Origin of the sequence: Chryseobacterium luteum (assembly GCF_000737785.1) — a bacterium.
In the GTDB taxonomy this organism is placed as follows: Bacteria; Bacteroidota; Bacteroidia; order Flavobacteriales; family Weeksellaceae; genus Chryseobacterium; species Chryseobacterium luteum.
Genome location: NZ_JPRO01000001.1, coordinates 210281 through 232721, shown reverse-complemented (window position 1 = coordinate 232721; position 22441 = coordinate 210281). Strand labels below are relative to the sequence as shown.

Sequence of the window (22441 nt, the reverse complement as noted above, 5' to 3'; positions counted from 1 at the left end):
TTATTTCCAAATTAGCGTGTTCATAGAAAGTTTTTCCTCTTCATTAAAATTAATCAAATAATTACTAATTAAATACCATACATGGAATAATAATTCTGCTTTACGCTGATCATCTTTTGAGCATTCATCCAAAAGATCATTAACCTTCATTTTTTCGAATCTAGCCAGCGTTTCTAGGATATACTCAATATCACCAAGGTTTGTTTTTATTGGAGATCTCCTATAATTACTAAGAAATTTAGAGTTAAAAACGACATTGGAATTTATATCTTCTTCAGTCATAACTCGAAAAGAGATATTATTTCCGTTGCAAAATTCTTTTGCTGCCCGAAATTTGCCTTCTAAAGCTTCTTTTTTTTCTAACAAATCCTTTTGGTATTTTACTTCGATAAGCTCTTCAGATCCACTAAAATACTTGACATAAAAATCCGGGGTGTAATGTCTTTTTACATTTCCCTCAAAATACTCAATTGTAATTGGCTGTTCGCAATACATTTCAACATCTAATCGACGTTCTAAAATGTAAGTTAAATTTCCCTCTAGTTGGGATTCAAACTCAACAATATCATTATTTTTAATGCTTGTTATTTGCCCTGTCAGGCTTAAAGAGTTTCTCCCAATTTTTCTTGACTTTTTAAAACTGATTATCACCATCTTTTGTTATTTTTTGATGTAGTTGAATCAGAATTGCCTTTTATTATCATTTCCTTATGTGAAAATATCGATATTGTAAGCAAATTTTATCATCTACTCTGCTAAGTTACAGCGGAAGCTATCCCCAGCCTGGAGAAATCTCGCTTGCTCACAACGGTGTCTTATTCCTTGATGAGATGCCGGAGTTTAAAAGAACCGTTTTGGAAGTCATGAGACAGCCTCTTGAAGACCGTGAAGTAACGATCTCCAGAGCCAGGTTTACCGTAAACTACCCTGCAAGCTTCATGCTGGTGGCCTCTATGAATCCCAGTCCCAGCGGCTTTTTTCCTGACGATCCGGGCAATACCTCATCCGTCTACGAAATGCAGCGGTATATGAATAAGCTTTCAGGGCCATTATTGGATAGAATTGATATTCATATTGAAGTTCAGAAAGTTGAATTTGAACAGCTGGCAGAAAAAAGAAAAGGTGAAAAAAGCTCAGACATCAGAGAACGTGTTCTGAAAGCACGCAGTATTCAGAACGAGAGATATAAAGATCTCAACATCAGCTATAATGCTCAGATGGGTCCTAAAGAAATTGAAGCATTTTGCAGTTTGGATGAAACTTCTCTGCAACTCATAAAACTGGCAATGGAAAAACTGAATCTGTCAGCAAGAGCCTACGACCGTATTCTGAAAGTAGCCAGAACTGCAGCCGATCTGGAAGGCTCCGGAAATATATTGTCCCATCATATTTCAGAAGCCATACAGTACAGAAGCTTAGACCGGGAATTTTGGAATGTGTAGTGTTGAAATTCTCAATATAGTTTTGGCACTTTTAGAATTGTTATGTTAAATTGATTTCAGAATTTTAAAAAAATATAATACGTCGAGTTTTGTCGTAGTGCTGGGTGATATTTGCATTATAGATAGACAAATAGCGAATCTGAATCAATATTTGTTTGCCATATAACAAAATCAAAAAATATTAAAAATGAGTACAACAGACGAAATTATTTTATTGACAGACGAATTTACCGGATTGGAATATTCGTGGAGACAAGTAGGAGCTGCAAATAGTGCGGCAAACAATGTATTAACCAAAAACATAGGCAACTATATGTATGAAAGGATATTTGAAGTTGCAGATGTAAGATGGTGGGGAGTAGCAGGTGACGGAACTGATGAAAGTTCTAAATTAAACCAAATGCTTTCAGATATTAAGTACAATAAAAAAGTAAATGAAGTTGCTTTTTACGGGCTGGAAAAAGTTATTGTAGAATCTTCGTTAAATATTTCAAGAGGGGATCTTATTATCGACGGAAAAAACTGTGAGCTTTCTGCTCGTTATGAAAAAGATATTGTGGTTTTCAATATTTTAGAGCCAACATTTATAAGAGATGAGATTCAACTTGACGAAAATGAACATGAGGTAACTGTAAAAATATATGAATATCATAATAATATCAATATTAAAAACTTTATTTCTGGAAACAACGTTCAATCTCAAACATTTGTTAAGGCAAAATCCAGTCATTACTTAAGAATTACAGACTGTCGTTTTGAAGGGATGAAATTGGGATTTAATTTAAATGATTGCTATTTTACAAAACTTAATTCAGTTTATTTCCAGGGAACTTATCAGGCATTTAAATTTGAAAATGCAACAAATGCTTTTAATGTAACTAATTTAAAAATTCTTGGAGAGGGAATTCCTTCGGAAATTAGAGATACAACTACAGGTGGAAATATCTCCGGATGCAGTTTTGAATATTCTGCCGGACGTTTAGTTCTTAGCGATAGTTTTGGAATTAATATTTCAGGAAATTATTTTGAAGGATATGATGAAGACCTTGTTGATTCTTATATTACATTAGGACTAAGTGGAAATGATGAATCAGTAAGAGGAATCAATATTTCAGGAAACATGTTTCATACAGGAGCATATCAGGCAATTTTTTTAAGAAAAGTTGCAGGAATTTCTATTACAGGAAATAACATAAATTCTTTACATGCGGTTAAAATTTTTGCAGATGGAACAGAAACAACAAAATCTACACAACGAAATATTAACTACGCTGGGAATGCCTGGAGATATATACCTTCGAAAGAAAATGCAATTCCTGCGATAGAATCTTCTGAATTTATTACCGACTTCGACTATCTTCTTGAGACTGCAAATATTTCTCCTGAATGGAATGTGCCAATTATTTTTACACCGCAGGTTCTTCATGCAAGATTTTTGGAAGACGGAGATCATCAATTGGCGGCAAGTGCGGTTGATTCTATAACAACAGCCAACTATATGACACATACATGGCAAACTAATGGAAAAAAATCTAAAGCTTACTTAAATGGTTCTATTGATTTACTAAGCAAGAACTTCACAGCTAATGAAAGTTTAGTTGTAGACATTGAACCATATGGATTTGGAAGTACGTTGGGAACTTTAATGATTCAAAATAAGAATAATCAATTTGCTCAATTTTTATGGCAGAGAAATATTGATTCAACTAATACAGATAAAACAGGATATTTCAAAGAAATTGTAAACGAACTGGGAGTAACTCTTGATCATTATGATGGATATTTCACTGTTACAAATGGAGGGGTAGGACAATACCTTAAAGCAGAATTAAAAGTTTAATCAAAGAAGAGATATTTTATTAAGAATTTATTTTAGATTTCAATTATCAAAATAAAACCCCGTGAAAGGAACTTTCACGGGGTTTAAAAATATATCAATAAAGATTATTTTACCTTTTTTGTTTTCTTAGGCATCTGAGTGGTTCCTGAATTTTTAGACTTGGTATCAGGAGGCGTATTTTCTCCTCTTACAAGCTTTAATTCATCGATCAGTCTTCTTGCTCCTGCATATTTGTCAATCGTCCAAAGAACAAAACGTACATCTACGTTGATCGTTTTCTGCCAGTCCTGTTCAAATACAATATCACCGCTTAATGCTTCACTGTTTCCATCGAATGCAATACCGATAAGGTTTCCGTCTCCGTCAATTACCGGAGAACCGGAGTTACCACCTGTAATGTCGTTGTTAGAAAGGAAGTTGACAGGCATATATCCTGCAGCATCAGCATACTGTCCGAAATCTTTAAGGTTATAAAGATCGATCACCCTTTGAGGAAGGTCGAATTCTTCGTCACCTTTCTTGTATTTTCCTACAAGACCGGTCATATCAGTATAATAGTTGTCAGTAACCCCGAAGTAGTTTCTGTCATTTCTCACAGGAAGTTTATCTACCGTTCCATAAGTTAATCTCATCGTAGAGTTAGCGTCCGGATAGAATTTTTTTTCTGGCATAGCCTTCATTAATCCGGCTAAGAATAGACGGTTGTTTTTGCTGAAATTATCATCAACCTTCGCATATCTTTCCATGCTCATTTTTTGATCGGCAACTATTCCGTTTGCAATTTTCCAAAGCGGATCAGCATCAAGCTTTAATGGATCAGGATTCAGTACGAAATTCGTAGCAGCAGTCTTGTTGGCAAAAATTGAAGAATAGGCTACATTAGAAAGAGTCTTGGAATCCAGTCCTAAAATAGTAGCAGATGCCACTTCTTTATTCGTCACCCTCGACTGGTAAAGGCCAGCCATAGAAGCAAGCATTTCCCCTTCCAGAGATGGATTAAAGTTTTCATAAGCTTCTTTGATTGCAGTTTCAGTTTTAGCTTTCATCGCTAATCTTCCCTGCATATCCTGTGCGGCATAAGCCTTAAGAACAGATCCTACCTGTAGAGCAAGAGTAATGTATTTTGCATTTCTTGAGAACTGAGAAGTATAGTTTCTTTCAACATTTCTGTCGGAAACCTGCTTGTAATAAGCTCCAATGTCTTCTAAAACACCATCGTACTCTGTATTCCCCGGCAATGCAGACCATTTTCTGTACGTATCCTCGATCTTCTGTTTGTCACCGATTGTTCCGTTTTTATCTACCGCATCAATAGTTCCCTGTCTGTTTTTCCAGTAGTTGGCTACAGAAGCATATTGAGAAGCATAGTTAAGCTGAGTCGCTTTATCCTTGTCCATATACTTTTTCATAACATCCATAGCCAGTTTGGAAGCTTCTACCCAAGCCGGATAGTCTTTATTTACCATCTGCTGGATTCCGTAAGAAGTAAGGTAACGGTTTGTTCTTCCGGGATATCCCAGGATCATAGAGAAATCCCCTGGCTTAATTCCTTTAAGAGAAACCGGAAGGAAGTGCTTAGGCTTCAGTGGAACATTGCTTGGAGCATATTCTGCAGGATTTCCTGCCGCATCTCCATATACTCTGAATACCGTGAAGTCAGCAGTATGTCTTGGCCATTCCCAGTTATCAGTATCACCTCCGAATTTACCTAATGATGAAGGTGGTGCACCTACCAGTCTTATATCTTTATAATCCTGGTATACGAAATAGTAGAATTCATTCCCGTTGAAGAAATCTCTTACCACTACTGTATATTTTCCGTTTTCAGAGTTTTCAGTCTGGATTGCTTTTGTTTCAGCATCAATAACTGCTTTTCTCTCTGCACCGGTCATATTCTTGTTTAGTTTAGAATTGATTCTCTGCGTAGCATCATCCATTCTAACTAAAAATCTTACGTAAAGGTCTTTTGCATTAAATTCATCCTTCTGCTTCATAGCCCAGAATCCGTTCTTCAGATAATCTTTTTCCGGAGTGGAAGCGGCAGCAACAGCACCATAACCACAGTGGTGGTTCGTGAAGATAAGCCCTTTGTCAGAAACAATTTCTCCCGTACAGAAACCTCCGAAACTTACGATGGCATCCTTTAAACTTGAATTGTTTACCGAATAAATTTCTTCAGGTGTCAGATGCAGTCCTTCTTTTTGCATGTCGACCCCGTTAAGTCTTTTGATGAGCATTAACAGCCACATCCCCTCATCCGCCCTCATCTGGGCAAAGCCCAACAAGAAAGTGAACAGTAGAAATAGTCTTTTCATTTTATAAAATAATTTTTGTGTCGCTAATTTACTAATTTTTACGATATTCTGTTCCCGAATGGTATGAAAATGGAGGGTTAATCCGCATGAAAAAAATACTTGTATCATTTTTTGCCGTTTTATTTTTAGGAATTGCGGCTGGCTGCTCTTCACTTCCGGAAAAAAATCCAGGCCTTCAGAGACAGTGGATGCTCGTTTCTTTTGATCAGTTTTCCAAAGAGGAACTGGTTAAAAATAAAGCAGAGATTAACCTCACAGGTATTATGGAGAAAGGAAAAATTAAAGGTGGAGCCGGTATGGGGTGCAACAGCATATTCTTTACTTCCGAATTTAAAAGCAATGGAAAAGTTACGATTTCAGGAGTTGGAAGCACATTAAAGGCCTGCCGGAATATGGAGCTGGAAAATGCTTTTCTCCAAAAATTTGATAAAATGACCAATTATTCCATCGAAGGGCATTTCCTTACTTTATCGGATGGCAGCGGAAATTCTATGAAATTTATAGCATCGGACTGGGATTAATATATTTTGATTGTAGTAAAACAATGAGGGCTTAAGAGTCTTGTTATTCCTGAAAACATAAAAAGCCCGCTAAAAAGCGGACTTTCTTTTGAAATCTGTTTGGGTTATCAGTTTTTTGGAATTGTTCTTTTTATTTCTTCCAGCGTAGCCGTATTGGGTAAGCCCTGAACACTTTTATTGATGTTTTTAGAAGCTGTATTGGATGCCTGCCTGTTGGGAATAGAGGCTTTTATCTCGGCTAAAGTTGCCGTGTTGGGCAGTAATTTTCCCGAATTGTTATTTGAATTGGAGGGCTGAGCTTTTGCCTCCTTCTTTTTTACTTCAAGGCCTTGCTCTGAAGCCAGAGTGACTGCAGTCTGTTTTTCAGGAGCATTTTCCTGTATCGTTTTTGCCATCCGGGCTTCCCGTTCTCTGAGCTGTTTCACGACCTGGGCCTGATCCTCAGCTTCCGGAACCTGCTTGTTTTCCTGAGCATAAATGCTTATGCCTAATGTTAAAAATGCAATGATATATAGTGATTTCATGATAGTTTATTTAATGTTTACCAATACTTTAATTTTACCAACTGAGTCCTGGTCATAATCCTGTAGTGCTTTTCCGATCACCTGTCCTATTTTTACCTTTTTAGGGTTGGCTTTCATAGCCGTTCCGGATTTTGATGAGGTTACCAGAAGATCTCCTCTTCTAATTTTTCCGCCTTCAAGACAAACCTTTGTAGGAATCACACCAATTACACCCATAGGCACTTTTCCTATGAGTTCAGAATCAATATTTTCCTCTGTTAAAAGAACTCCCGGCTTTGTTGCATAAACTCCGGCCACAAGAGTAGAATATGGTTTTGATGATTTTTCTACCGTACGGTCAGAATCTGTTGAGATGATTAAAATGTCTCCGGGTTCATATTCCGAAGTATTACCCTCCACATCGAATGCTTCCGCAACGTCAGCTCCACTGTTTTGAGTTCCTCCGTTGAAGAATCCTTTGCCGGTTCTGTCTACACGTACAACATTCGCGCTGTTCGTTTGCAGTACAGCAATATTTCCACTTGGTCCCTGATGATTCAGCAATAATACATTTCCTGTTCCCACATTACTTACATGTACAGTAGGATTACCGTTGGCTGCATTGAAATTGGCAAACCTCCCGGCTCTTCCGATTCCGAAATTTGGCGTCCATCCATACACTGCATTTCCTGTTCCGTCTGCTGTTGCTTCAATACCGTCTCCGTTTTTACCCGCATTGGCAGTGATTCCATTTCCATTTCCTTCTGTTAAAGCTATCAGAGCCGGACCATTTCCGGTGGTGTTGCTTGCATAAAATAAACCTCCGAAACCTCCTGTTCCCGATGACAGACCATACACACCTGCCGTACCGAAATTAGCAAATTGTGAAGTTACCTCTCCTTTTACAGCAGGAGAGGTGCCTGTTACCCGGTCAACTTTAAAGTTTCCGGCAGTACCGTTACCTACAGTGGTTACTGTTATTACATCGCTGGTATTGGTGTCATTAAATATATTGAACTTTCCTGCCCGCCCCGTTGCAAAAGTAGGAACCCATGCATACAGAGCATTTCCCGCCCCGTCGATATTGGTTTCAACACCGTTTCCATCTTTGCCTGCATTGGCAGTAATGGCATTTCCGTTTCCATCAGTTAGAGAAATTAATGCAGCTCCGTTTCCGGAAGGGTTCGATGCGTAGAATAATCCTGCACGACCACCTGTTCCCGACGAAACTCCAAAAATACCTGCAGCCCCGAAGTTTCCGAAAATAGTATTCACTTCACCTCTTACCGCTGCTCCCACACTATTGGTATTATCAACCAGGAAAGAAGCGGCATTACCCAGGGTATTATCCGGAATATTTCCGTTGCTGTTGGATTCTACTTCGAAAGTATTAAAATCATTTGCTGCGTTAACGTTTTCAAATCTTCCTGCACGTCCTTTTCCTGTATTGAGCCCAACCTGTCCAAAAACACCTATTGAAGTTCCGGTAGTATTACCGGTTACAAAACCTCTTACCCCGTATCCTCCGCCATCATTACGCCCTACAACTGCTCCGGCAATATCACTGGTCGTTCTGCCGACTACCGCTTCACCGGCTCCGTTATTATCTCCTATAATCCCTGCTGAAGTCTGTGCTGAGGTAATACCATGTACTGCGAACCCGTTTCCTGTTGAACTGAGAACCCCCACACCGCTTCCGGAAGAAGTAACATTGATAACTGTCCCGTTTCCAAGGGTATTCGCGTTTAGGACATTGTTGTTATTGGCATTGTTGGAAATAGCCAGACTTGCCGCAATGCCATTAGTACTGGTTGCAGTAAGACCTGTTCCGGTATTACTGTTGGCATAAACCCCGGTTCCGGCTCCCGATGAATTACCGTAAACACCAAGACCGCTAGGGGTAACTCCATAGACTCCCCATCCGCTTCCGGCCTGGCTTCCCCAGATTCCTATTCCGAGTCCGCCGGTTCCGTTATTGATACCGCGGACAGCACTTGAGAATCCTCCGGGTGCTACATTATTTACGATTCCGCGTACAGCGGCTATACTCGAGGTGGTTGTATTATTAGTACCTTCCAAAGAAGTTCCGTCTCCATCATTGATGAGGGAGAAGAGAGTGGATGCATTGTTTACGGTATTGGTGTAAGGTATGGCGAAAGTTCCCCCGGTTCCTCCCGCAGATTTGGCATACATAGCGTATGGCACACTTAATAGCTGGCTGGTTCCTGCAATGGTATAGTTAGTGCCGCCTGCAGGATCTGTTTCGGTTTTTAAATAATAGCTGCCTGAAGGCCAGTTGATCGTAGAAAAGGTTCCGGAAAGAACCGTTCCTGTTCCTATTTCCATGCTGATCAATCCGTTGGCATTCGTGCTCCCGGTCAGTCTTTCGGAGTAGACCAGTGTTCCGGCAGGAGAGCCTTGTAATACACTTACTTTAACAGCAATACTCTGATTGGTTAAAAGCTGTCCGGATCCGCTCCTCATGACGGCCTGGTAGCTCATTTTTTCGGGAGCCTGTGCGTGTCCCATAAAGAGGCACAGCATGATTCCCAGCGTTAGTAATATTTTTTTCATGGTGTTATTTTTTGATGACTTTAAATGTTTTCAGGTTTTCTCCATTACGGTTGATCCTTATGAGGTAAACCGCAGAAGGAAGAGAAGAAAGATCGAGTTCAGACTTTTGCTCTGAAATCATGTCTTTTTTGATTAGCTTGCCCTGGGCATCGAACAGTTGGTATCCCGATCCTTTGTACGGAACAGAAGAAAAATCTATGTACAGATAATCTTTTGCCGGATTAGGATAAAGTAAAATGCCTTCTTGCTCTGATGTGGCTTCATTGGCAGAGAGTGTCGTGATTTCGTAAGCCTGCTGTACCCCTTCCAATACCTGGGAATTGGCGCCCTTGTACAGATAGGTGGTCTGGCCGACACTGTAAGAAACCGAGCCGTTGCTTCCTGATGCATTGGTTCCCGATGCCAGAACTGCCGACTGGGCATTCAGAAGGCTGACGGAAAAGGTGAACACAATGAGAAAGAAGCAGTGAATAGATGTTCTTTTCATGTAAAATAGTTTTGTGGTTATTAATAGGTTATTCAAATTCTCAAGAGAAATTGATGAATACTAAATTACCACATATCGCAACCGGATTGAAGGAAAATAGACTAACGGTAAAAAAAATCGACCAACGGCATTTTATTGTAAAAATATGATAATCAGTAATTAAGGATTAAGAAAGGACAGGCTCTGCTTGTAGGTTCGGCCTATGGGAAGCCTGATCTGGTGGATAAGCTCTATCTCATTGCTGCTTTTTCTGCGGATAAAATGTCGGGGAACGGCATAGCTGCGGTGTATTCTTATAAAAGAACTGAAGAAGCTTTTATGAAGAAGGTTTCCAAGTGAGTCCAAAACACAGTGCTTCTTCTCGTGGGTGACAAGCATGGTATAATCTTTTAAAGCTTCAAGGTAGAGGATATCGGTAAGCCTGATTTGAGAAACATTACCGTTTTCTTTTATTTTAATACAGTTTTCACCGAGAAGGGCATCAAAGCATTCACTTTTTTCTTTCATCTCGAAAAAGCTGAATACTTTCTCCATAGAATAATGGAATCGTTCTGCTTTAAAGGGCTTTATGACAAAATCCAGCGCATCAATTTCGAAGGCTTCGGCTGCCAGTTCAGGATGGGAGCTTAGAAAGACGCAAGCCGGGATCTTGTGGCCCAATTTCCCGAATTCCAGTCCGCTCATGCCGTGAAGACTGGTCTCACAGATCAACAGGTCGATCGGGAATTCAAGGTAAGGAACAGCCTTTTCCGCCGAATCAAATGACGCAATAATCTCTATTTTATCATATTGCCTGATGTGATGCTGAATAACCAGCCTGTCCAGTTCATCACCATCAATAATGATACATTTAATAAGGGAACTCATGATATTTGTGTTTAGATGCTTATTAATTATAAATCAGCCTTATAAAGGTATTGATTTTTTGCAAAGTAAGGGTGTCATGAACTTAAATTAACATTAAAAAATGGGCGAAATGAAAAAATGATTTTGTTTTTTTTCCTGAAAATTGGTATCTTGTGAAAATCACAAACATAGACAGAAATTAATGCTAGATAAGAAAGAACATAATTACGAGAAAGCCATTTTGGTAGGGGTTATTACCCAAAACCAGGATGAAGATAAGCTTACGGAATATATGGATGAACTGGAGTTTTTGGCGTTCACAGCAGGTGCAACGGTTCAGAAACGTTTTACACAAAAATTAACTCAGCCGGATTCCAAAACTTTTATAGGAAGTGGGAAAGCACAGGAAATAAAAGAATATGTAAAGGAAAATGAAATCGGGACCGTTATTTTTGATGATGAATTATCTCCTTCCCAGCTTAAAAATCTTGAAAAAGAAATAGAAGTAAAAATTCTGGACAGAACCAATCTTATCCTTGATATTTTTGCACAGAGAGCCCAGACTTCCTACGCAAGAACTCAGGTGGAATTGGCGCAGTATCAATACCTTTTGCCACGTCTGACAAGAATGTGGACCCACCTCGAGCGTCAGAAAGGGGGAATCGGGATGAGAGGTCCCGGAGAAACGGAAATTGAAACGGACCGTCGTATCATCCGTGACAGAATTTCCCTGTTAAAGGAAAAACTGAAAACCATCGACAGGCAAATGGCTACCCAGCGTAACAACCGCGGAAAAGTGGTGCGTGCTGCTTTGGTGGGTTATACCAATGTAGGAAAATCTACGCTGATGAATGCGCTTTCCAAGTCTGACGTTTTTGCAGAAAACAAATTATTTGCAACGCTGGATACTACGGTAAGAAAAGTGGTTATCGGGAATTTGCCGTTCCTGCTTACTGATACGGTAGGATTCATCAGAAAACTTCCTACACAGCTTGTAGAATCTTTTAAATCTACTCTGGATGAGGTGCGCGAGGCGGATCTGCTTATTCATGTAGTGGATATTTCTCATGAAAGCTTTGAAGATCAGGTAGAATCTGTGAATAATATTTTAATGGAGATCAATGCCCATCAGAAGCCGATGATCATGGTTTTTAATAAAATTGATGATTTCAGCTACGACAAGAAAGATGAAGATGATCTTACTCCTTCTACAAAAAAGAATATTTCATTAGATGAATGGACAAAAACATGGATGGGTAAATCTAAATATCCTACCGTTTTCATCTCTGCTTTAACGAAAGAAAATTTCCCGGAAATGAAGAAAATGATCTACGATGAGGTGATGAAAATCCATATTTCAAGATTCCCGTACAATGATTTCCTTTTCGAATATTTCGACAACGACAAGGAAGAAGAAAATAACGATTAATGAAATATCGATTTTTCCTGTTATTGGTTTTGTTTTCGGTTTTTGGATTCAGCCAGAAGTCAAAGATCGATTTGAAAAACATCGAAAAAAGTCTTAAAAATCCGGATTCTCCGTATAATTATGAGAAGCTGATTTTTAAATACAAAGGGTATCCAAAATCCCTGGACAGTATTGAAGCCCAGTATCTTTACTATGGAAGGAATTTCAGAGAGGATAAGGTTTCGACGCTTGACGACAGCTTTAAAAATCTTGCAGACGCTTTTAAGGAGAGTAATTTTGAAGAGTGCATCAAACAGGGGAAAATTCTTTATGACAAGGATCCTACCAATCTGGATGTCCTGCTTATACTTCTCAGGGCATATGATGCCCGGAAAGACGGAACCAATTTTATACATCACCTGAACCAGTTCCGTTCTCTTACTGAAGGGATAAAAAATTCGGGAGACGGAGCTTCGGAAAAAACAGCCTATCTCGTAAACTCTGTAGGGGATGAATACATTCTTCTGAATATGCTGAATGTTGGGAAAGACTATACCCGGAGTTCAAAGCCTGCTAAAGACGGAATGTTCGATGTCTGGGAAAAAGAAGGGCGTAAGCTATATATTAAAATACTTTATTTAAACTTATAATTAATTAAAAAAACACTTTAGTGGAGTTATATTATTCATTTTCAGCCTTAATAGTACTAGCCTCAATTTTTGCATATCTTAATTACAGATTTCTGAAACTTCCGAGCACCATCGGGATTATGGTAATTGCCATTGTAGTTTCCATTTTTCTGGTCATGTTTGGAGAAACAGTGCTTCCACGTACTTTTGGGCATCTTAACAAGTTAATGAACGGTATAGACTTCACAGAAGTTCTGATGGGCGCAATGCTTAATTTTCTTCTCTTTGCGGGAGGAATACACATCAATATCAACGATCTTAAAGAACAGTTCCGCCCGGTGCTGATATTTTCAACGGCGGGAGTGGTGATTTCTACGTTCGTGGTAGGATTCGGGATGTTTTATCTGCTGCCGTTTTTAGGAATTCACCTGCCATTTATTTACTGTCTGGTTTTTGGAGCGCTTATTTCGCCTACCGATCCGGTGGCCGTTCTGAGTATCCTGAAACAGGCCAATGTATCCAAATCACTGGAAACAAAAGTAGCCGGAGAATCTCTGTTCAACGATGGTATGGCTGTAGTGGTATTTACGGTAGTGTTGCAGCTGGCGATCGGAAAAGAAGTGGATCTCGGTGTTGAGAGCATAGGATTGCTTCTGATGAAAGAGGCGGGTGGAGGAATCCTGCTTGGTGTGGTATTGGGCTGGATCACTTCCAGGCTCATGCGTGAAGTGGACGATTATATTATTTCTGTCCTGGTCACCCTTTCTGTGGTGATGGGCGGATATCTTATCGCAAGACAGATGCATATTTCCGGACCGCTGACGATGGTTGCAGCCGGTTTATTCATGGGGAATTTTAATGTTAAATTTAAAATGAAGTCTGTTACACAGGATTATCTTATCAAATTCTGGGAACTGATTGACGAAATTCTGAATGCCGTACTATTCCTGTTTATCGGCTTTGAACTGTTAATGATCAAAGATTTAAAGCATTTTATGGTTCCCGGCTTATTGGCGATTGCAGTCGTTTTAATTGCCCGTTTCATTTCGATCTGGGTGCCTACGAAATTTATGTCTATAAGGACGAGGTTTAGCCCGCAGACGATAAAAGTTCTGGTTTGGGGAGGAATCCGCGGCGGAGTTTCTATTGCCCTGGCGATGTCTATTCCCAAAAGTGAATACAGTGAAATCATTTTAAGCATTACTTATTGCGTTGTGGTGTTTTCTATTATCGTTCAGGGGCTTACCATTGCCAAAGTAGCCAATCCGAAAGCCATTGCAAAAGAAGAGGTGCAGGAGCCGGCGGTTGTAGATGAGCATGCGTAAAGTATGGGATGATTTATTTGCTTAAAATTAAACAACACCTGTATGGGTAATATAGTCAAAGAGATTGAAGAAGCACTTGCTGTACTGTCCATTCCTGAAAAAGCAGAATTCTTTCCGAGATTCTTCAAAACAGGAAAGGGAGAATACGGTGAAGGTGATCTGTTTCTAGGAGTCAAAGTTCCCGACCAGAGATCTGTGGCCAAAGCATATTATACAAAAACAAGCTTACAGGATGTAAGTATTCTGCTGTCTTCAAAATACCACGAACACAGACTTACCGCACTTTTCATGCTGATCTCCAAATTTGAAAAAACAAAGGATAAAATAGAGAAAGAGGAAATCGTTCAGTTTTATCTCGGTCATCTTCCGTATGTCAATAACTGGGATCTGGTGGATTCAAGCTGTTATAAGATTTTGGGGCGGTATGCCTTCGAAAACGGAAAAGATGAGCTGTTGAGGAACCTTTCGGATTCGGAAGAAATGTGGCATAAGAGGATTGCTGTAGTCGGGACCATGCATTATGTGAAAAAAGGATCTTTTGAACTGACTAAAGAATTCGTAACCAGAAACCTGAAGCATACCCACGATCTGATGCATAAAGCAAACGGATGGCTGCTTAGGGAAATGGGGCAGAAAAGTGAAACGGAACTGATCGCTTTTTTAAATAAGCATTACCGGGAGATGCCCAGAACCTGCCTGAGATATGCCATCGAAAAGCTTGATGAGGAAGTAAGACAGGATTATCTGAAAGGAAGGGTTTAAAAAATGTTTCTTTGCTAAATATCTCACTATATTGAGCTTTTTAAGGCTGGAATTGAGTAATTTTGTCTTTTTAAAATTCAGGTATGAAAAATCTTCTGAAGCTGTTCGTGCTGCTTTTCCCGTTATTATTGCTTACAAGCTGTTTTGATATTTTAGATAAGGTGAATGTCAAAGCTGACGGAACAGGAGAGTATACCATTATCCTTAATGCCAGTAAAAGTAAAACGCGGCTGGCTTCCATCTCTAAAATGGAAACCATTAACGGGAAAAAAGTTCCCAAAAAAGCTGAAATTGAAAATAAAATCAATGAAGCTGCCAGGATTTTTAAAGGCACGCCGGGAATCAGCAATGTAAAGACTTCAATGGATTTCGATAATTATATCATCAAACTGAGCTGTAATTTCAAAAAAATTGAAAATATCAACGCCGGGCTGGAGCAGCTGAAAGCTAAAAATATCCTCGGCAAAATGATCCCGACACAAATTTACAGCCAGAACCTTCAGAAGAAATTGCTGACCAGAAATAAGGTCAATACCTTTAAGGCAGATTACGACAAAATGGGGAAGGCAGACAGGGAAGTCTTTAATGGGGCCAGATATACATCCGTTATGCAGTTTGAAAACGCGGTGAAATCTCAAACCAACAGTGCTTACGCATTGGCTCCGAATAAAAAGGCAGTCAAGTTGGAAGCGGATATTTTAGACCTTATCTTTCAAAAGAAACAATTACAAAACACCATATTATTTCAATAAATTCTAATATTCGACCATGAAATCTATATTCTTAAAAACACAAACGATTACTTTCGTACTTTTTGGTTTTATGCTTGTTTTTGCACAGAAAAGCATGACGCTTCCCACTGATGCCGTATTTTATATGGAAATCAACGGGAAACAGCTCAATCAGAAAATCAACTGGCAGAAACTTAACCCTTTATTGCATGAATTAAGCAAGAAAGACAAAGAAAAATCCTCGTGGAACGACTATTCCAAAACGGGAATTAAATATGACGGTACACAATACCATTATGCCAGTTTTAATGACTCAATACAAACCTACACCACTCATTTTATTGTAGACAACAAGGAAAAATTCCAGGAATTCATCAATTCTGTCAAGAAAAAAGGATTGGAAATTTCCAGGAAAAAGAATTACTCTTACGTTGATATCGACGATAATATCTTCGTTGCGTGGAATAGCGACCGTGCGGTTTTGAGCATGGTAAATTATACCAAACCTTATAAAGATATTTGGTCTGAAGCCGTAACAGACAGCGTTGCAGCCGTCACAGACAGTACTGCTGTTGTTGTGGACAGTGCTTATGCCATAGAACCGGAAAAGCCTTTCAATTATAAGGAAGAAATAATCAGCCTGAAGGAAGAGGTCAAGTATTTAAAAGATAACATCAGGGAGAATAACAAGGAGATCACCAGAATTCAGAAAGATATCAAGTATCTGGAAAAAAATCATAAATATCCGAAAGAGAATGTGGATACCCAGCATTCTGACGGTGAGGAAGAAGTGTATCCGAAGGAAGAGGAGTATGTAGAAACTGAAACAGATACCGCTTACCAGAAAGAACAGGACTCTATGCGTATTGAAAACTTCAGGATCGTAAAGAAAATTGCAGAAAACCGTTTCGACCGGTATTTCAGTTCAAATTTAGAAATTGAAGTGCCGAAAGATATGCTGAAGTTCAGAGATCCTGATTCTGATGCTTACATCTATACAGATTACGGACGAATGGTAAACGACGGTATTTACGGCAAAATGATGAAACATTTTCAGTTTGGACAGTTTTTAAGAAATGCATATGATTCAAATTCATATTACAATTTATATTTTGACAAAGACAAAGTAAAGCTGGTTAATAATTATCAGCATAAAAATCCGGGAATCCAGAAAACGATCTCATCCGTTTATAAGGGTAAGAAAAACAAAAAACTAGCAGAGCTTATCAACGAAAAAAGCATTGGTTATTATGTAGTTAATGTCAACGGGGCAAAAACATTTGATATGATGTACGACCTGCTTCAGGACACAGGAGACGGCGAATATAAAAAGGAAATGGAACTGATGATGGAAACCATGAAAATTGTTCTGGATGAAGAAGCCATCACCAAAATAGCTCCCGGAAACGGAATTTTTGTTCTGAACGAACTGAAATCCAAAAAAGTAGAGTATACGGACTACGAATATGATGATGACTACAATGAAAAAGAAGTGAAGAAAACCAAAGATGTAGCCGTTCCCAACTTTACATTTGCTTTTGCGACGGAAAATGAAGGCTACTGGAACCGTGTTTTCAATGTGCTGACCACCAATAAGCATTTAGCAAAGAAATTCACAAAAACCGGAAATGTATATTCATTCAAGGATGAAAAAGGAGATGGCTATATGGATCAGCTGTATTTCCTTGTAAAGGACGGTATTGTTTATCTTACGAGTGCCACAGAAAACCTTAGTCCTCAAAACCAGTCCGATACTTCCAAACAGTGGGCAAAAGATTCATCCAGATATCCTTTATCCGGAAGACTGGATGTACAGAAGCTTTTAATAGGTCTGGAAAAAGAATTTAAAACACCTTCTGAAAGAAAAACACTGGATCTGTTCAGAAAAAATGTAGGAGAAATGTACTATAAAACAGAAGTGAAGGGAGAAAGCGTAGAAACAGAAATAGATTATAAAATTAGAAATTCTTCAGAAAACAGCCTCATGTATTTCTTTGATCTGTTTGATGAAATTTTTAAAATTAAAGAAGGAGAAAAAAAGCCCCAGATACTTTAAATGAATAAAAAGAAACTTCTTGTCTTAGTTGTTGTTCTGTTTGCAGCGGTTATTTATTTTGTTTTTTATCATAAAAAAAATACGTTAACAATGGTTGCTGCAAATGCAGATGCGATCATTTTAGTCGATACGAAAAAATTAACGAGACAATATGTTTACAGTCTTGCAACCCACCCTTCGCAATGGTTTGGAAGCAAAAATAAAGATGAAAATTCAATTTCTATACTAAAATCGGGAGTGAAAATTCCCGATTTTTTTCAGGTTTTCCATTTGAAGAATTCTAAAATTTCAGATTGGTACAGCGTCTTTGAATTTAAAGACAAACAAAAATTTATCGCATTTTTAAAACAGCAAAAATTTACAGACCAGGGAAATAATATCTTCAGAAAAGATCAGATTTACATTAAAATGTCAGATAAAAACTGCATTGTGGGAACTTCTGATCAGGGTTTTGAAAGTATCGGTTATCAAATGCTGCTATCTTCTAAAAATAATGTTCTTGATGCCGGAAAGTTTATCAATCGGGGTGTGGGAGGTATCTTATTTACTTCTGATCATAGCATCCCAAATCTTTCTATTGAAATTAATGAGGATCATATTGAAATTAAAAATGATTCAAATTCATACGACCCTGCCCCAATTATTTCAAAATTACAGCAGACAAAATCTTTTCTCGAAACAGAATTGAACGCTGCGAATCTCAATAACTTCAGCTCACTTTTCGATAAAGCATTTGCAGAATCTTCACAGATCAGTCACCTTAAAGCAACTGCGAATCTCGAACAGGTAAATGATACAATCATCACTTACGGTTACGATGATAATTTCAATGAAGTTGAAAAAGAGAGTATTCAAAAAATCATTCAGCCGAATTATGTGATTGATCTTCAAAGTTCAGATCCGGAAAAAACAGAGTCCTATTTTCAGAATAAAAAATGGATTAACGCCCAGAAACAATTCACGGCAATTCCTTTTCAGCCTAACACTATTGAAAAAAATAAAACAGGTTTTGAAATAAAATCAACCAGAAAATCCATCCAACTATCGCCTAAGTTAAACGAAAATTATATTTTTGTCAGAAATAATGCCTTATTGCTGTCTTCTTTCAAATCTTTAACAAAACCTGAAAAGAAACTAATTTCTGATATTGATTATATTTTCTACGGAAATAATGAGCAGGATTATTATTTGAAACTAAAATTTAAAAAAGGAAAACTCCCTTTAATTTTAAGATGGTAAAAAATAAATACTGATGGATTCTTCACAAATTGCCTTACTTAAAACTTTCACACATTATTTCTTACATTTCATATTTCCTGTTTTTATCGCATTCATTTTCTACCGCGAAAACTGGAAAAAAGCATATCTTATTATGCTGGCTACCATGCTGGTAGATCTGGATCATATTTTTGCCAATCCTGTTTTTGATCCGTCAAGAAATAGTATAGGTTTTCATATTTTACATTCCTATTATGCCATTGCGGTGTATTTTTTGCTGTTATTTTTTAAAGGAAATATAAGAATAGCAGCCATCGGTCTTTTGTTTCACATGCTGACAGATTTTCTTGATTTTAATCTTTGGATTCATTAGGATAAATAGGGCAGCAGGCGGAAAGTTAATATTCGGTTTCAAATCTGTTATAGTTATGATAATTAATGAAGTTAGACTTTAAAAGACAAAAGATTGTTGTAGTTGTCCTTGGTGACCTCGATAAATTCATTCTTCCAGCTTCCGGCTTCTTACTTTTAAAGACAGAAACAGCTTGATTGATATTAAAATGTTATTAATATTTTCTTTTGATATTTCAAATTTCATAGATTTTTTGTATTTTGTGGACGCTTTATGAAATTAAAAGAATTTTTACATTATACGTATATTTTTCCTGTTCTGGCTGTGGGGTACTACTTTTCGGGGCTGATGGGAAGCGGAGTTGTTTATGACGTTATTGCGGGGCTTCTTCTTACGGGAAGTGTACTGTCCGCAGTGCATCACGCAGAAGTGGTGGCCCATAAAGTCGGGGAGCCTTTCGGAACCATTATCCTTGCACTCTGTATCACCATCATTGAAGTTGCGCTTATCATCTCGCTCATGGTGGCCGGCGGAGATCAGGCGATCACGCTGGCAAGAGATACCGTTTTCGCTGCTGTAATGATTATTCTTAACGGAATCCTGGGGATCTGTATCCTGGTGGGTGGTGTAAAATACCATGAACAGTTCTTTGCAAGAACTTCCGCCACTACTTATCTGGTAAGTATTGTTTCTATTCTTGTCCTTACCCTTGTCCTTCCGAATTTTACTTCAAGCATCAACGGGCCTTTTTATAATGAAGCCCAGCTTATTTTTGTTTCTATAGCATGTCTTGTCATCTACGGTGTCTTCCTGATGGTTCAAACGGTACGTCACAGAAGCTACTTTATTGTTCCTGATGAACATCCCGAAGAGCATTATATGCCCTCAGTGAAGAAAACGTTCATCAGCTTTGGCTTTCTGGTGGTCTGCCTGATCATCGTTGTACTAATGGCCAAAGGACTGTCCGGAACCATAGAAGAGATGGTCCAGAGTATAGGAGCTCCAAAATCTTTGGTAGGGGTAATTATTGCTGCGGTTGTGCTTCTTCCTGAAGGAGTGGCAGCCATACGTGCCGCAAGAAGCAACCAGATACAGTCCAGCTTAAACCTGGCGCTGGGATCTGCCTTGGCAAGTATAGGTCTTACGATTCCGGCAGTATCCACTGTCTGTATTCTTTATGATATCCCGCTGGGACTTGGACTTGATAAGAAAGATATTATACTGCTTTCGCTGTCCGTATTTATTGTCATGCTTTCCTTAAGCCGGGGGAAAACGAATATCCTGTACGGAACTGTATTACTGGTCAACCTTGCAGCTTATATCTTTACCGTTATCGTTCCGTAATAAGAAACCCAAAATCCGAATCACATGGTACCCACTAAAGTCTCCGTGCAAGATCCATTTTAAAAGCCATCAGCTTGGCAATATTTTCTGACTTGTAAATCGCCATATCTGCATTTTCGCCGGCAAAATTTTCCTCAATTGTTTCTCTCCAAAGTTTTAGCCAGCGGTCAAAGTGTTTCTGTTCCATAGCCTGGATCTCGTTGATCGGAAAATGGACAGCCATAGGATTTCCCTTATAGCTCATCTGTCCGAAAATAATAGATTCCCAGAACGAATACATTTTCGGAAGGTGCTTGTTCCAGTCCACTTTGGCAACATCACTAAAGAAAAAACCAATCTGCTCATCCTTAATGACTTTTGCGTAGAATGAATTCACAAGATGTTCAATATCCTCTCTTGATTCTAATTTTTTCATATTTCAAATGTACTGCAAAATCAAATTAAAAATTCAATCGGCAGCTTGATAAATTTCATGAAAACAATATTTTATCTTTGCATTGTAAGAAGAGGAATATTGATGAAAATAAATCCGCTTATTTACAGTTAGTTCAACAAAAATATAAATGATATATGGCTAGAGGCTTCAGGCAGAAGATCCGTCAGAAAAATACTGAAAACAGTGGTTTCGGGGACAATGCTTCCGGAAGGTTTATCAATAAAGACGGACTTCCGAATGTCAACAAAAAAGGAGTAAATATCCTCAACAGGTTCAGTTGGTATCACACCATGCTGGATTTGTCTACCTTTCAGTTTCTTTCCTATTTGGTTATTGCTTATATCCTGGTCAATCTTTTCTTTGCTTTCATATATTATATAATCGGGGTAGAGCACCTTACCGGAATTGATAAAAGTGATCCCATTAATGAATTTATTGATGTGTTTTTCTTCAGTTCACAAACCTTTACAACTGTCGGGTACGGAAGAATTGCTCCGGTTGGCTTTATGGCAAGTTTGGTGGCCACTTTTGAGGCTTTTCTGGGATTGCTTACCTTTGCCATTGCAACAGGACTTTTTTACGGAAGATTTTCGAGACCGAGAGCATATTTAAAATTTTCAGATATTGCTGTTATTGCCCCGTTTAAGGAAGGTTCGGCTTTAATGTTCAGGCTGGCTCCTTACAAAAACAATTCTTTAACAGATGCGGATGTCATTGTTTCAACAGCCATTGAAATTATTGAAGAAAGTGTTCCGAAGACGAATTTTTATACACTGAAAACTCAGTTAAGCAAAATCAATACGCTGGCCCTGAATTGGACAATCGTTCATAAAATAGATGAAGAATCACCTTTTTATGGCTTTTCGGAAGACGATTTTAAGAATACGAATATTGAAATTATTGTTCATGTCCGGGCTTTTGACGAAGTGTTTTCCAATACGGTCGTTCAAAGATCTTCTTATATTTCAAAAGAGATCATGTACGGAGCGAAATTTATCCCGATGTATTATCCTGATAAAGAGAATCTTTCAACGGTTCTGGATCTGGATAAAATTAATGATTATCAAAAAGCAGAGCTTCCGGCTTTTCAGGAAGAACAACGATAAATGAATGTAGAATTTTACAAAAAACAGGCTTTACAGAAACAGAAAGAGCACAAAAAATTTCTGGATGGACTGAAGAAGAAGCCACCCAAGAATCTCGATTATGTGGTTCAGGAAACCCATGATGAAGTTTTCGAGGCAATAGATTGTCTTCAGTGCGCCAATTGCTGCAAAACAACCGGACCGCTTTATACGGAAAAAGACATCGAAAGAATCTCAAAACATCTCCGCATGAAACCTGCAGATTTTGAGGCGAAATTTTTAAGAGTTGATGAAGATAATGACAAAGTCCTTCAAAATCTACCCTGCTTTTTCCTAAACAGCGATAACACCTGTTCGATCTATGAAGTCCGCCCAAAAGCATGCAGAGAATATCCGCATACCGACAGAAAAAAGATCTACCAGATCAATGATCTGATGATTAAAAACACGGTGATCTGCCCTGCAGCCTATGAATTTGTGGAAAGAATTATGAAAAATTTGGGAAAGTAAGGGATAATCCAAAATCCATCTTAAATAATTATAAAGTCCGTTAAATAAACACTTTGG

At 38.4% G+C, this 22441-nt stretch carries 21 protein-coding genes; 14 read left to right on the top strand and 7 right to left on the bottom strand.

Annotation, left to right across the window (positions count from 1 at the left end; translation table 11 throughout):
- On the bottom strand, positions 1 to 654 hold the full coding sequence (locus IX38_RS00980) for a heteromeric transposase endonuclease subunit TnsA (RefSeq protein WP_034700988.1): 654 nt from the start codon (positions 652 to 654) through the stop codon (positions 1 to 3).
- Between the two features lie 83 nt (positions 655 to 737).
- Here IX38_RS00980 and IX38_RS00975 point away from each other — a divergent pair, with 83 nt between their 5' ends.
- Positions 738 to 1442 (top strand): ATP-binding protein, encoded by a 705-nt coding sequence (locus tag IX38_RS00975; RefSeq protein WP_117585869.1) that lies wholly within the window; start codon positions 738 to 740, stop codon positions 1440 to 1442.
- Positions 1443 to 1656: 214 nt separating this feature from the next.
- On the top strand, positions 1657 to 3282 hold the full coding sequence (locus tag IX38_RS00970; RefSeq protein WP_131368626.1) for a hypothetical protein: 1626 nt from the start codon (positions 1657 to 1659) through the stop codon (positions 3280 to 3282).
- A gap of 104 nt (positions 3283 to 3386) precedes the next feature.
- Here the strand turns inward: IX38_RS00970 and IX38_RS00965 are convergent, their stop codons facing one another.
- Positions 3387 to 5597 (bottom strand): S46 family peptidase, encoded by a 2211-nt coding sequence (locus IX38_RS00965; RefSeq protein WP_051884368.1) that lies wholly within the window; start codon positions 5595 to 5597, stop codon positions 3387 to 3389.
- Between the two features lie 86 nt (positions 5598 to 5683).
- Between IX38_RS00965 and IX38_RS00960 the strand changes: the two genes are divergently transcribed.
- The gene (locus IX38_RS00960) at positions 5684 to 6118 is read left to right on the top strand and encodes an META domain-containing protein (protein ID WP_034700986.1); all 435 of its coding nucleotides are present in this window, start codon (positions 5684 to 5686) and stop codon (positions 6116 to 6118) included.
- Between the two features lie 107 nt (positions 6119 to 6225).
- Here the strand turns inward: IX38_RS00960 and IX38_RS00955 are convergent, their stop codons facing one another.
- The 4 genes from IX38_RS00955 to IX38_RS00940 all read right to left on the bottom strand — a co-directional run bounded on the left by IX38_RS00955 (position 6226) and on the right by IX38_RS00940 (position 10549).
- A complete protein-coding gene (locus IX38_RS00955) occupies positions 6226 to 6642 on the bottom strand; it encodes a hypothetical protein (RefSeq protein WP_034700985.1) in 417 nt (138 codons plus the stop codon).
- 6 nt (positions 6643 to 6648) lie between these two features.
- Positions 6649 to 9195, bottom strand: coding sequence for a beta strand repeat-containing protein (locus IX38_RS00950; protein ID WP_034700984.1), 2547 nt, complete (start codon positions 9193 to 9195; stop codon positions 6649 to 6651).
- Positions 9196 to 9199: 4 nt separating this feature from the next.
- Entirely contained in the window at positions 9200 to 9682 is a 483-nt protein-coding gene (locus IX38_RS00945) for a T9SS type A sorting domain-containing protein (protein WP_034700983.1), read from the bottom strand.
- A gap of 159 nt (positions 9683 to 9841) precedes the next feature.
- A complete protein-coding gene (locus tag IX38_RS00940; protein WP_034700982.1) occupies positions 9842 to 10549 on the bottom strand; it encodes a LytR/AlgR family response regulator transcription factor in 708 nt (235 codons plus the stop codon).
- A 181-nt stretch (positions 10550 to 10730) separates the two neighbouring features.
- On the opposite strand from IX38_RS00940, the gene hflX reads away from it, so the two are divergent.
- From hflX to IX38_RS00895, 9 genes are all read left to right on the top strand, one after another.
- A complete protein-coding gene (hflX, locus tag IX38_RS00935; RefSeq protein WP_034700981.1) occupies positions 10731 to 11957 on the top strand; it encodes a GTPase HflX in 1227 nt (408 codons plus the stop codon).
- Complete coding sequence (locus IX38_RS00930; RefSeq protein WP_034700980.1) at positions 11957 to 12586, top strand: DUF4919 domain-containing protein; 630 nt, start codon at positions 11957 to 11959, stop codon at positions 12584 to 12586. The genes hflX and IX38_RS00930 overlap by 1 nt, the downstream gene beginning before the upstream one ends.
- A gap of 20 nt (positions 12587 to 12606) precedes the next feature.
- Entirely contained in the window at positions 12607 to 13890 is a 1284-nt protein-coding gene (locus IX38_RS00925) for a cation:proton antiporter (RefSeq protein ID WP_034700979.1), read from the top strand.
- Between the two features lie 42 nt (positions 13891 to 13932).
- A complete protein-coding gene (locus tag IX38_RS00920; protein WP_034700978.1) occupies positions 13933 to 14652 on the top strand; it encodes a DNA alkylation repair protein in 720 nt (239 codons plus the stop codon).
- 83 nt (positions 14653 to 14735) lie between these two features.
- A complete protein-coding gene (locus tag IX38_RS00915; RefSeq protein ID WP_034700977.1) occupies positions 14736 to 15404 on the top strand; it encodes a hypothetical protein in 669 nt (222 codons plus the stop codon).
- 16 nt (positions 15405 to 15420) lie between these two features.
- Positions 15421 to 17439 (top strand): hypothetical protein, encoded by a 2019-nt coding sequence (locus IX38_RS00910; RefSeq protein WP_034700976.1) that lies wholly within the window; start codon positions 15421 to 15423, stop codon positions 17437 to 17439.
- Entirely contained in the window at positions 17440 to 18678 is a 1239-nt protein-coding gene (locus IX38_RS00905; RefSeq protein ID WP_034700975.1) for a hypothetical protein, read from the top strand. It begins immediately after the preceding gene.
- Positions 18679 to 18691: 13 nt separating this feature from the next.
- The gene (locus tag IX38_RS00900; RefSeq protein ID WP_034700974.1) at positions 18692 to 19030 is read left to right on the top strand and encodes a DUF6122 family protein; all 339 of its coding nucleotides are present in this window, start codon (positions 18692 to 18694) and stop codon (positions 19028 to 19030) included.
- Positions 19031 to 19282: 252 nt separating this feature from the next.
- Positions 19283 to 20353, top strand: a complete 1071-nt coding sequence (locus tag IX38_RS00895; protein ID WP_034700973.1) for a calcium:proton antiporter — start codon at positions 19283 to 19285, stop codon at positions 20351 to 20353.
- A 34-nt stretch (positions 20354 to 20387) separates the two neighbouring features.
- Here the strand turns inward: IX38_RS00895 and IX38_RS00890 are convergent, their stop codons facing one another.
- Positions 20388 to 20768 (bottom strand): group III truncated hemoglobin, encoded by a 381-nt coding sequence (locus IX38_RS00890; protein WP_034700972.1) that lies wholly within the window; start codon positions 20766 to 20768, stop codon positions 20388 to 20390.
- Positions 20769 to 20923: 155 nt separating this feature from the next.
- On the opposite strand from IX38_RS00890, the gene IX38_RS00885 reads away from it, so the two are divergent.
- Positions 20924 to 21895 (top strand): ion channel, encoded by a 972-nt coding sequence (locus IX38_RS00885; RefSeq protein ID WP_034700971.1) that lies wholly within the window; start codon positions 20924 to 20926, stop codon positions 21893 to 21895.
- A complete protein-coding gene (locus tag IX38_RS00880; protein WP_034700970.1) occupies positions 21896 to 22384 on the top strand; it encodes a YkgJ family cysteine cluster protein in 489 nt (162 codons plus the stop codon).
- Positions 22385 to 22441: the final 57 nt, after the last annotated feature.

What these genes read in the sequence shown, in the direction of transcription:
- IX38_RS00980 (WP_034700988.1), bottom strand. Translation starts at nt 654, where the DNA reads ATGGTGATAATCAGTTTTAAAAAGTCAAGAAAAATTGGGAGAAACTCT.
- IX38_RS00965 (WP_051884368.1), bottom strand. Translation starts at nt 5,597, where the DNA reads ATGAAAAGACTATTTCTACTGTTCACTTTCTTGTTGGGCTTTGCCCAG.
- IX38_RS00960 (WP_034700986.1), top strand. Translation starts at nt 5,684, where the DNA reads ATGAAAAAAATACTTGTATCATTTTTTGCCGTTTTATTTTTAGGAATT.
- IX38_RS00955 (WP_034700985.1), bottom strand. Translation starts at nt 6,642, where the DNA reads ATGAAATCACTATATATCATTGCATTTTTAACATTAGGCATAAGCATT.
- IX38_RS00950 (WP_034700984.1), bottom strand. Translation starts at nt 9,195, where the DNA reads ATGAAAAAAATATTACTAACGCTGGGAATCATGCTGTGCCTCTTTATG.
- IX38_RS00945 (WP_034700983.1), bottom strand. Translation starts at nt 9,682, where the DNA reads ATGAAAAGAACATCTATTCACTGCTTCTTTCTCATTGTGTTCACCTTT.
- IX38_RS00940 (WP_034700982.1), bottom strand. Translation starts at nt 10,549, where the DNA reads ATGAGTTCCCTTATTAAATGTATCATTATTGATGGTGATGAACTGGAC.
- hflX (WP_034700981.1), top strand. Translation starts at nt 10,731, where the DNA reads ATGCTAGATAAGAAAGAACATAATTACGAGAAAGCCATTTTGGTAGGG.
- IX38_RS00930 (WP_034700980.1), top strand. Translation starts at nt 11,957, where the DNA reads ATGAAATATCGATTTTTCCTGTTATTGGTTTTGTTTTCGGTTTTTGGA.
- IX38_RS00920 (WP_034700978.1), top strand. Translation starts at nt 13,933, where the DNA reads ATGGGTAATATAGTCAAAGAGATTGAAGAAGCACTTGCTGTACTGTCC.
- IX38_RS00915 (WP_034700977.1), top strand. Translation starts at nt 14,736, where the DNA reads ATGAAAAATCTTCTGAAGCTGTTCGTGCTGCTTTTCCCGTTATTATTG.
- IX38_RS00910 (WP_034700976.1), top strand. Translation starts at nt 15,421, where the DNA reads ATGAAATCTATATTCTTAAAAACACAAACGATTACTTTCGTACTTTTT.
- IX38_RS00905 (WP_034700975.1), top strand. Translation starts at nt 17,440, where the DNA reads ATGAATAAAAAGAAACTTCTTGTCTTAGTTGTTGTTCTGTTTGCAGCG.
- IX38_RS00900 (WP_034700974.1), top strand. Translation starts at nt 18,692, where the DNA reads ATGGATTCTTCACAAATTGCCTTACTTAAAACTTTCACACATTATTTC.
- IX38_RS00895 (WP_034700973.1), top strand. Translation starts at nt 19,283, where the DNA reads ATGAAATTAAAAGAATTTTTACATTATACGTATATTTTTCCTGTTCTG.
- IX38_RS00890 (WP_034700972.1), bottom strand. Translation starts at nt 20,768, where the DNA reads ATGAAAAAATTAGAATCAAGAGAGGATATTGAACATCTTGTGAATTCA.
- IX38_RS00885 (WP_034700971.1), top strand. Translation starts at nt 20,924, where the DNA reads ATGGCTAGAGGCTTCAGGCAGAAGATCCGTCAGAAAAATACTGAAAAC.
- IX38_RS00880 (WP_034700970.1), top strand. Translation starts at nt 21,896, where the DNA reads ATGAATGTAGAATTTTACAAAAAACAGGCTTTACAGAAACAGAAAGAG.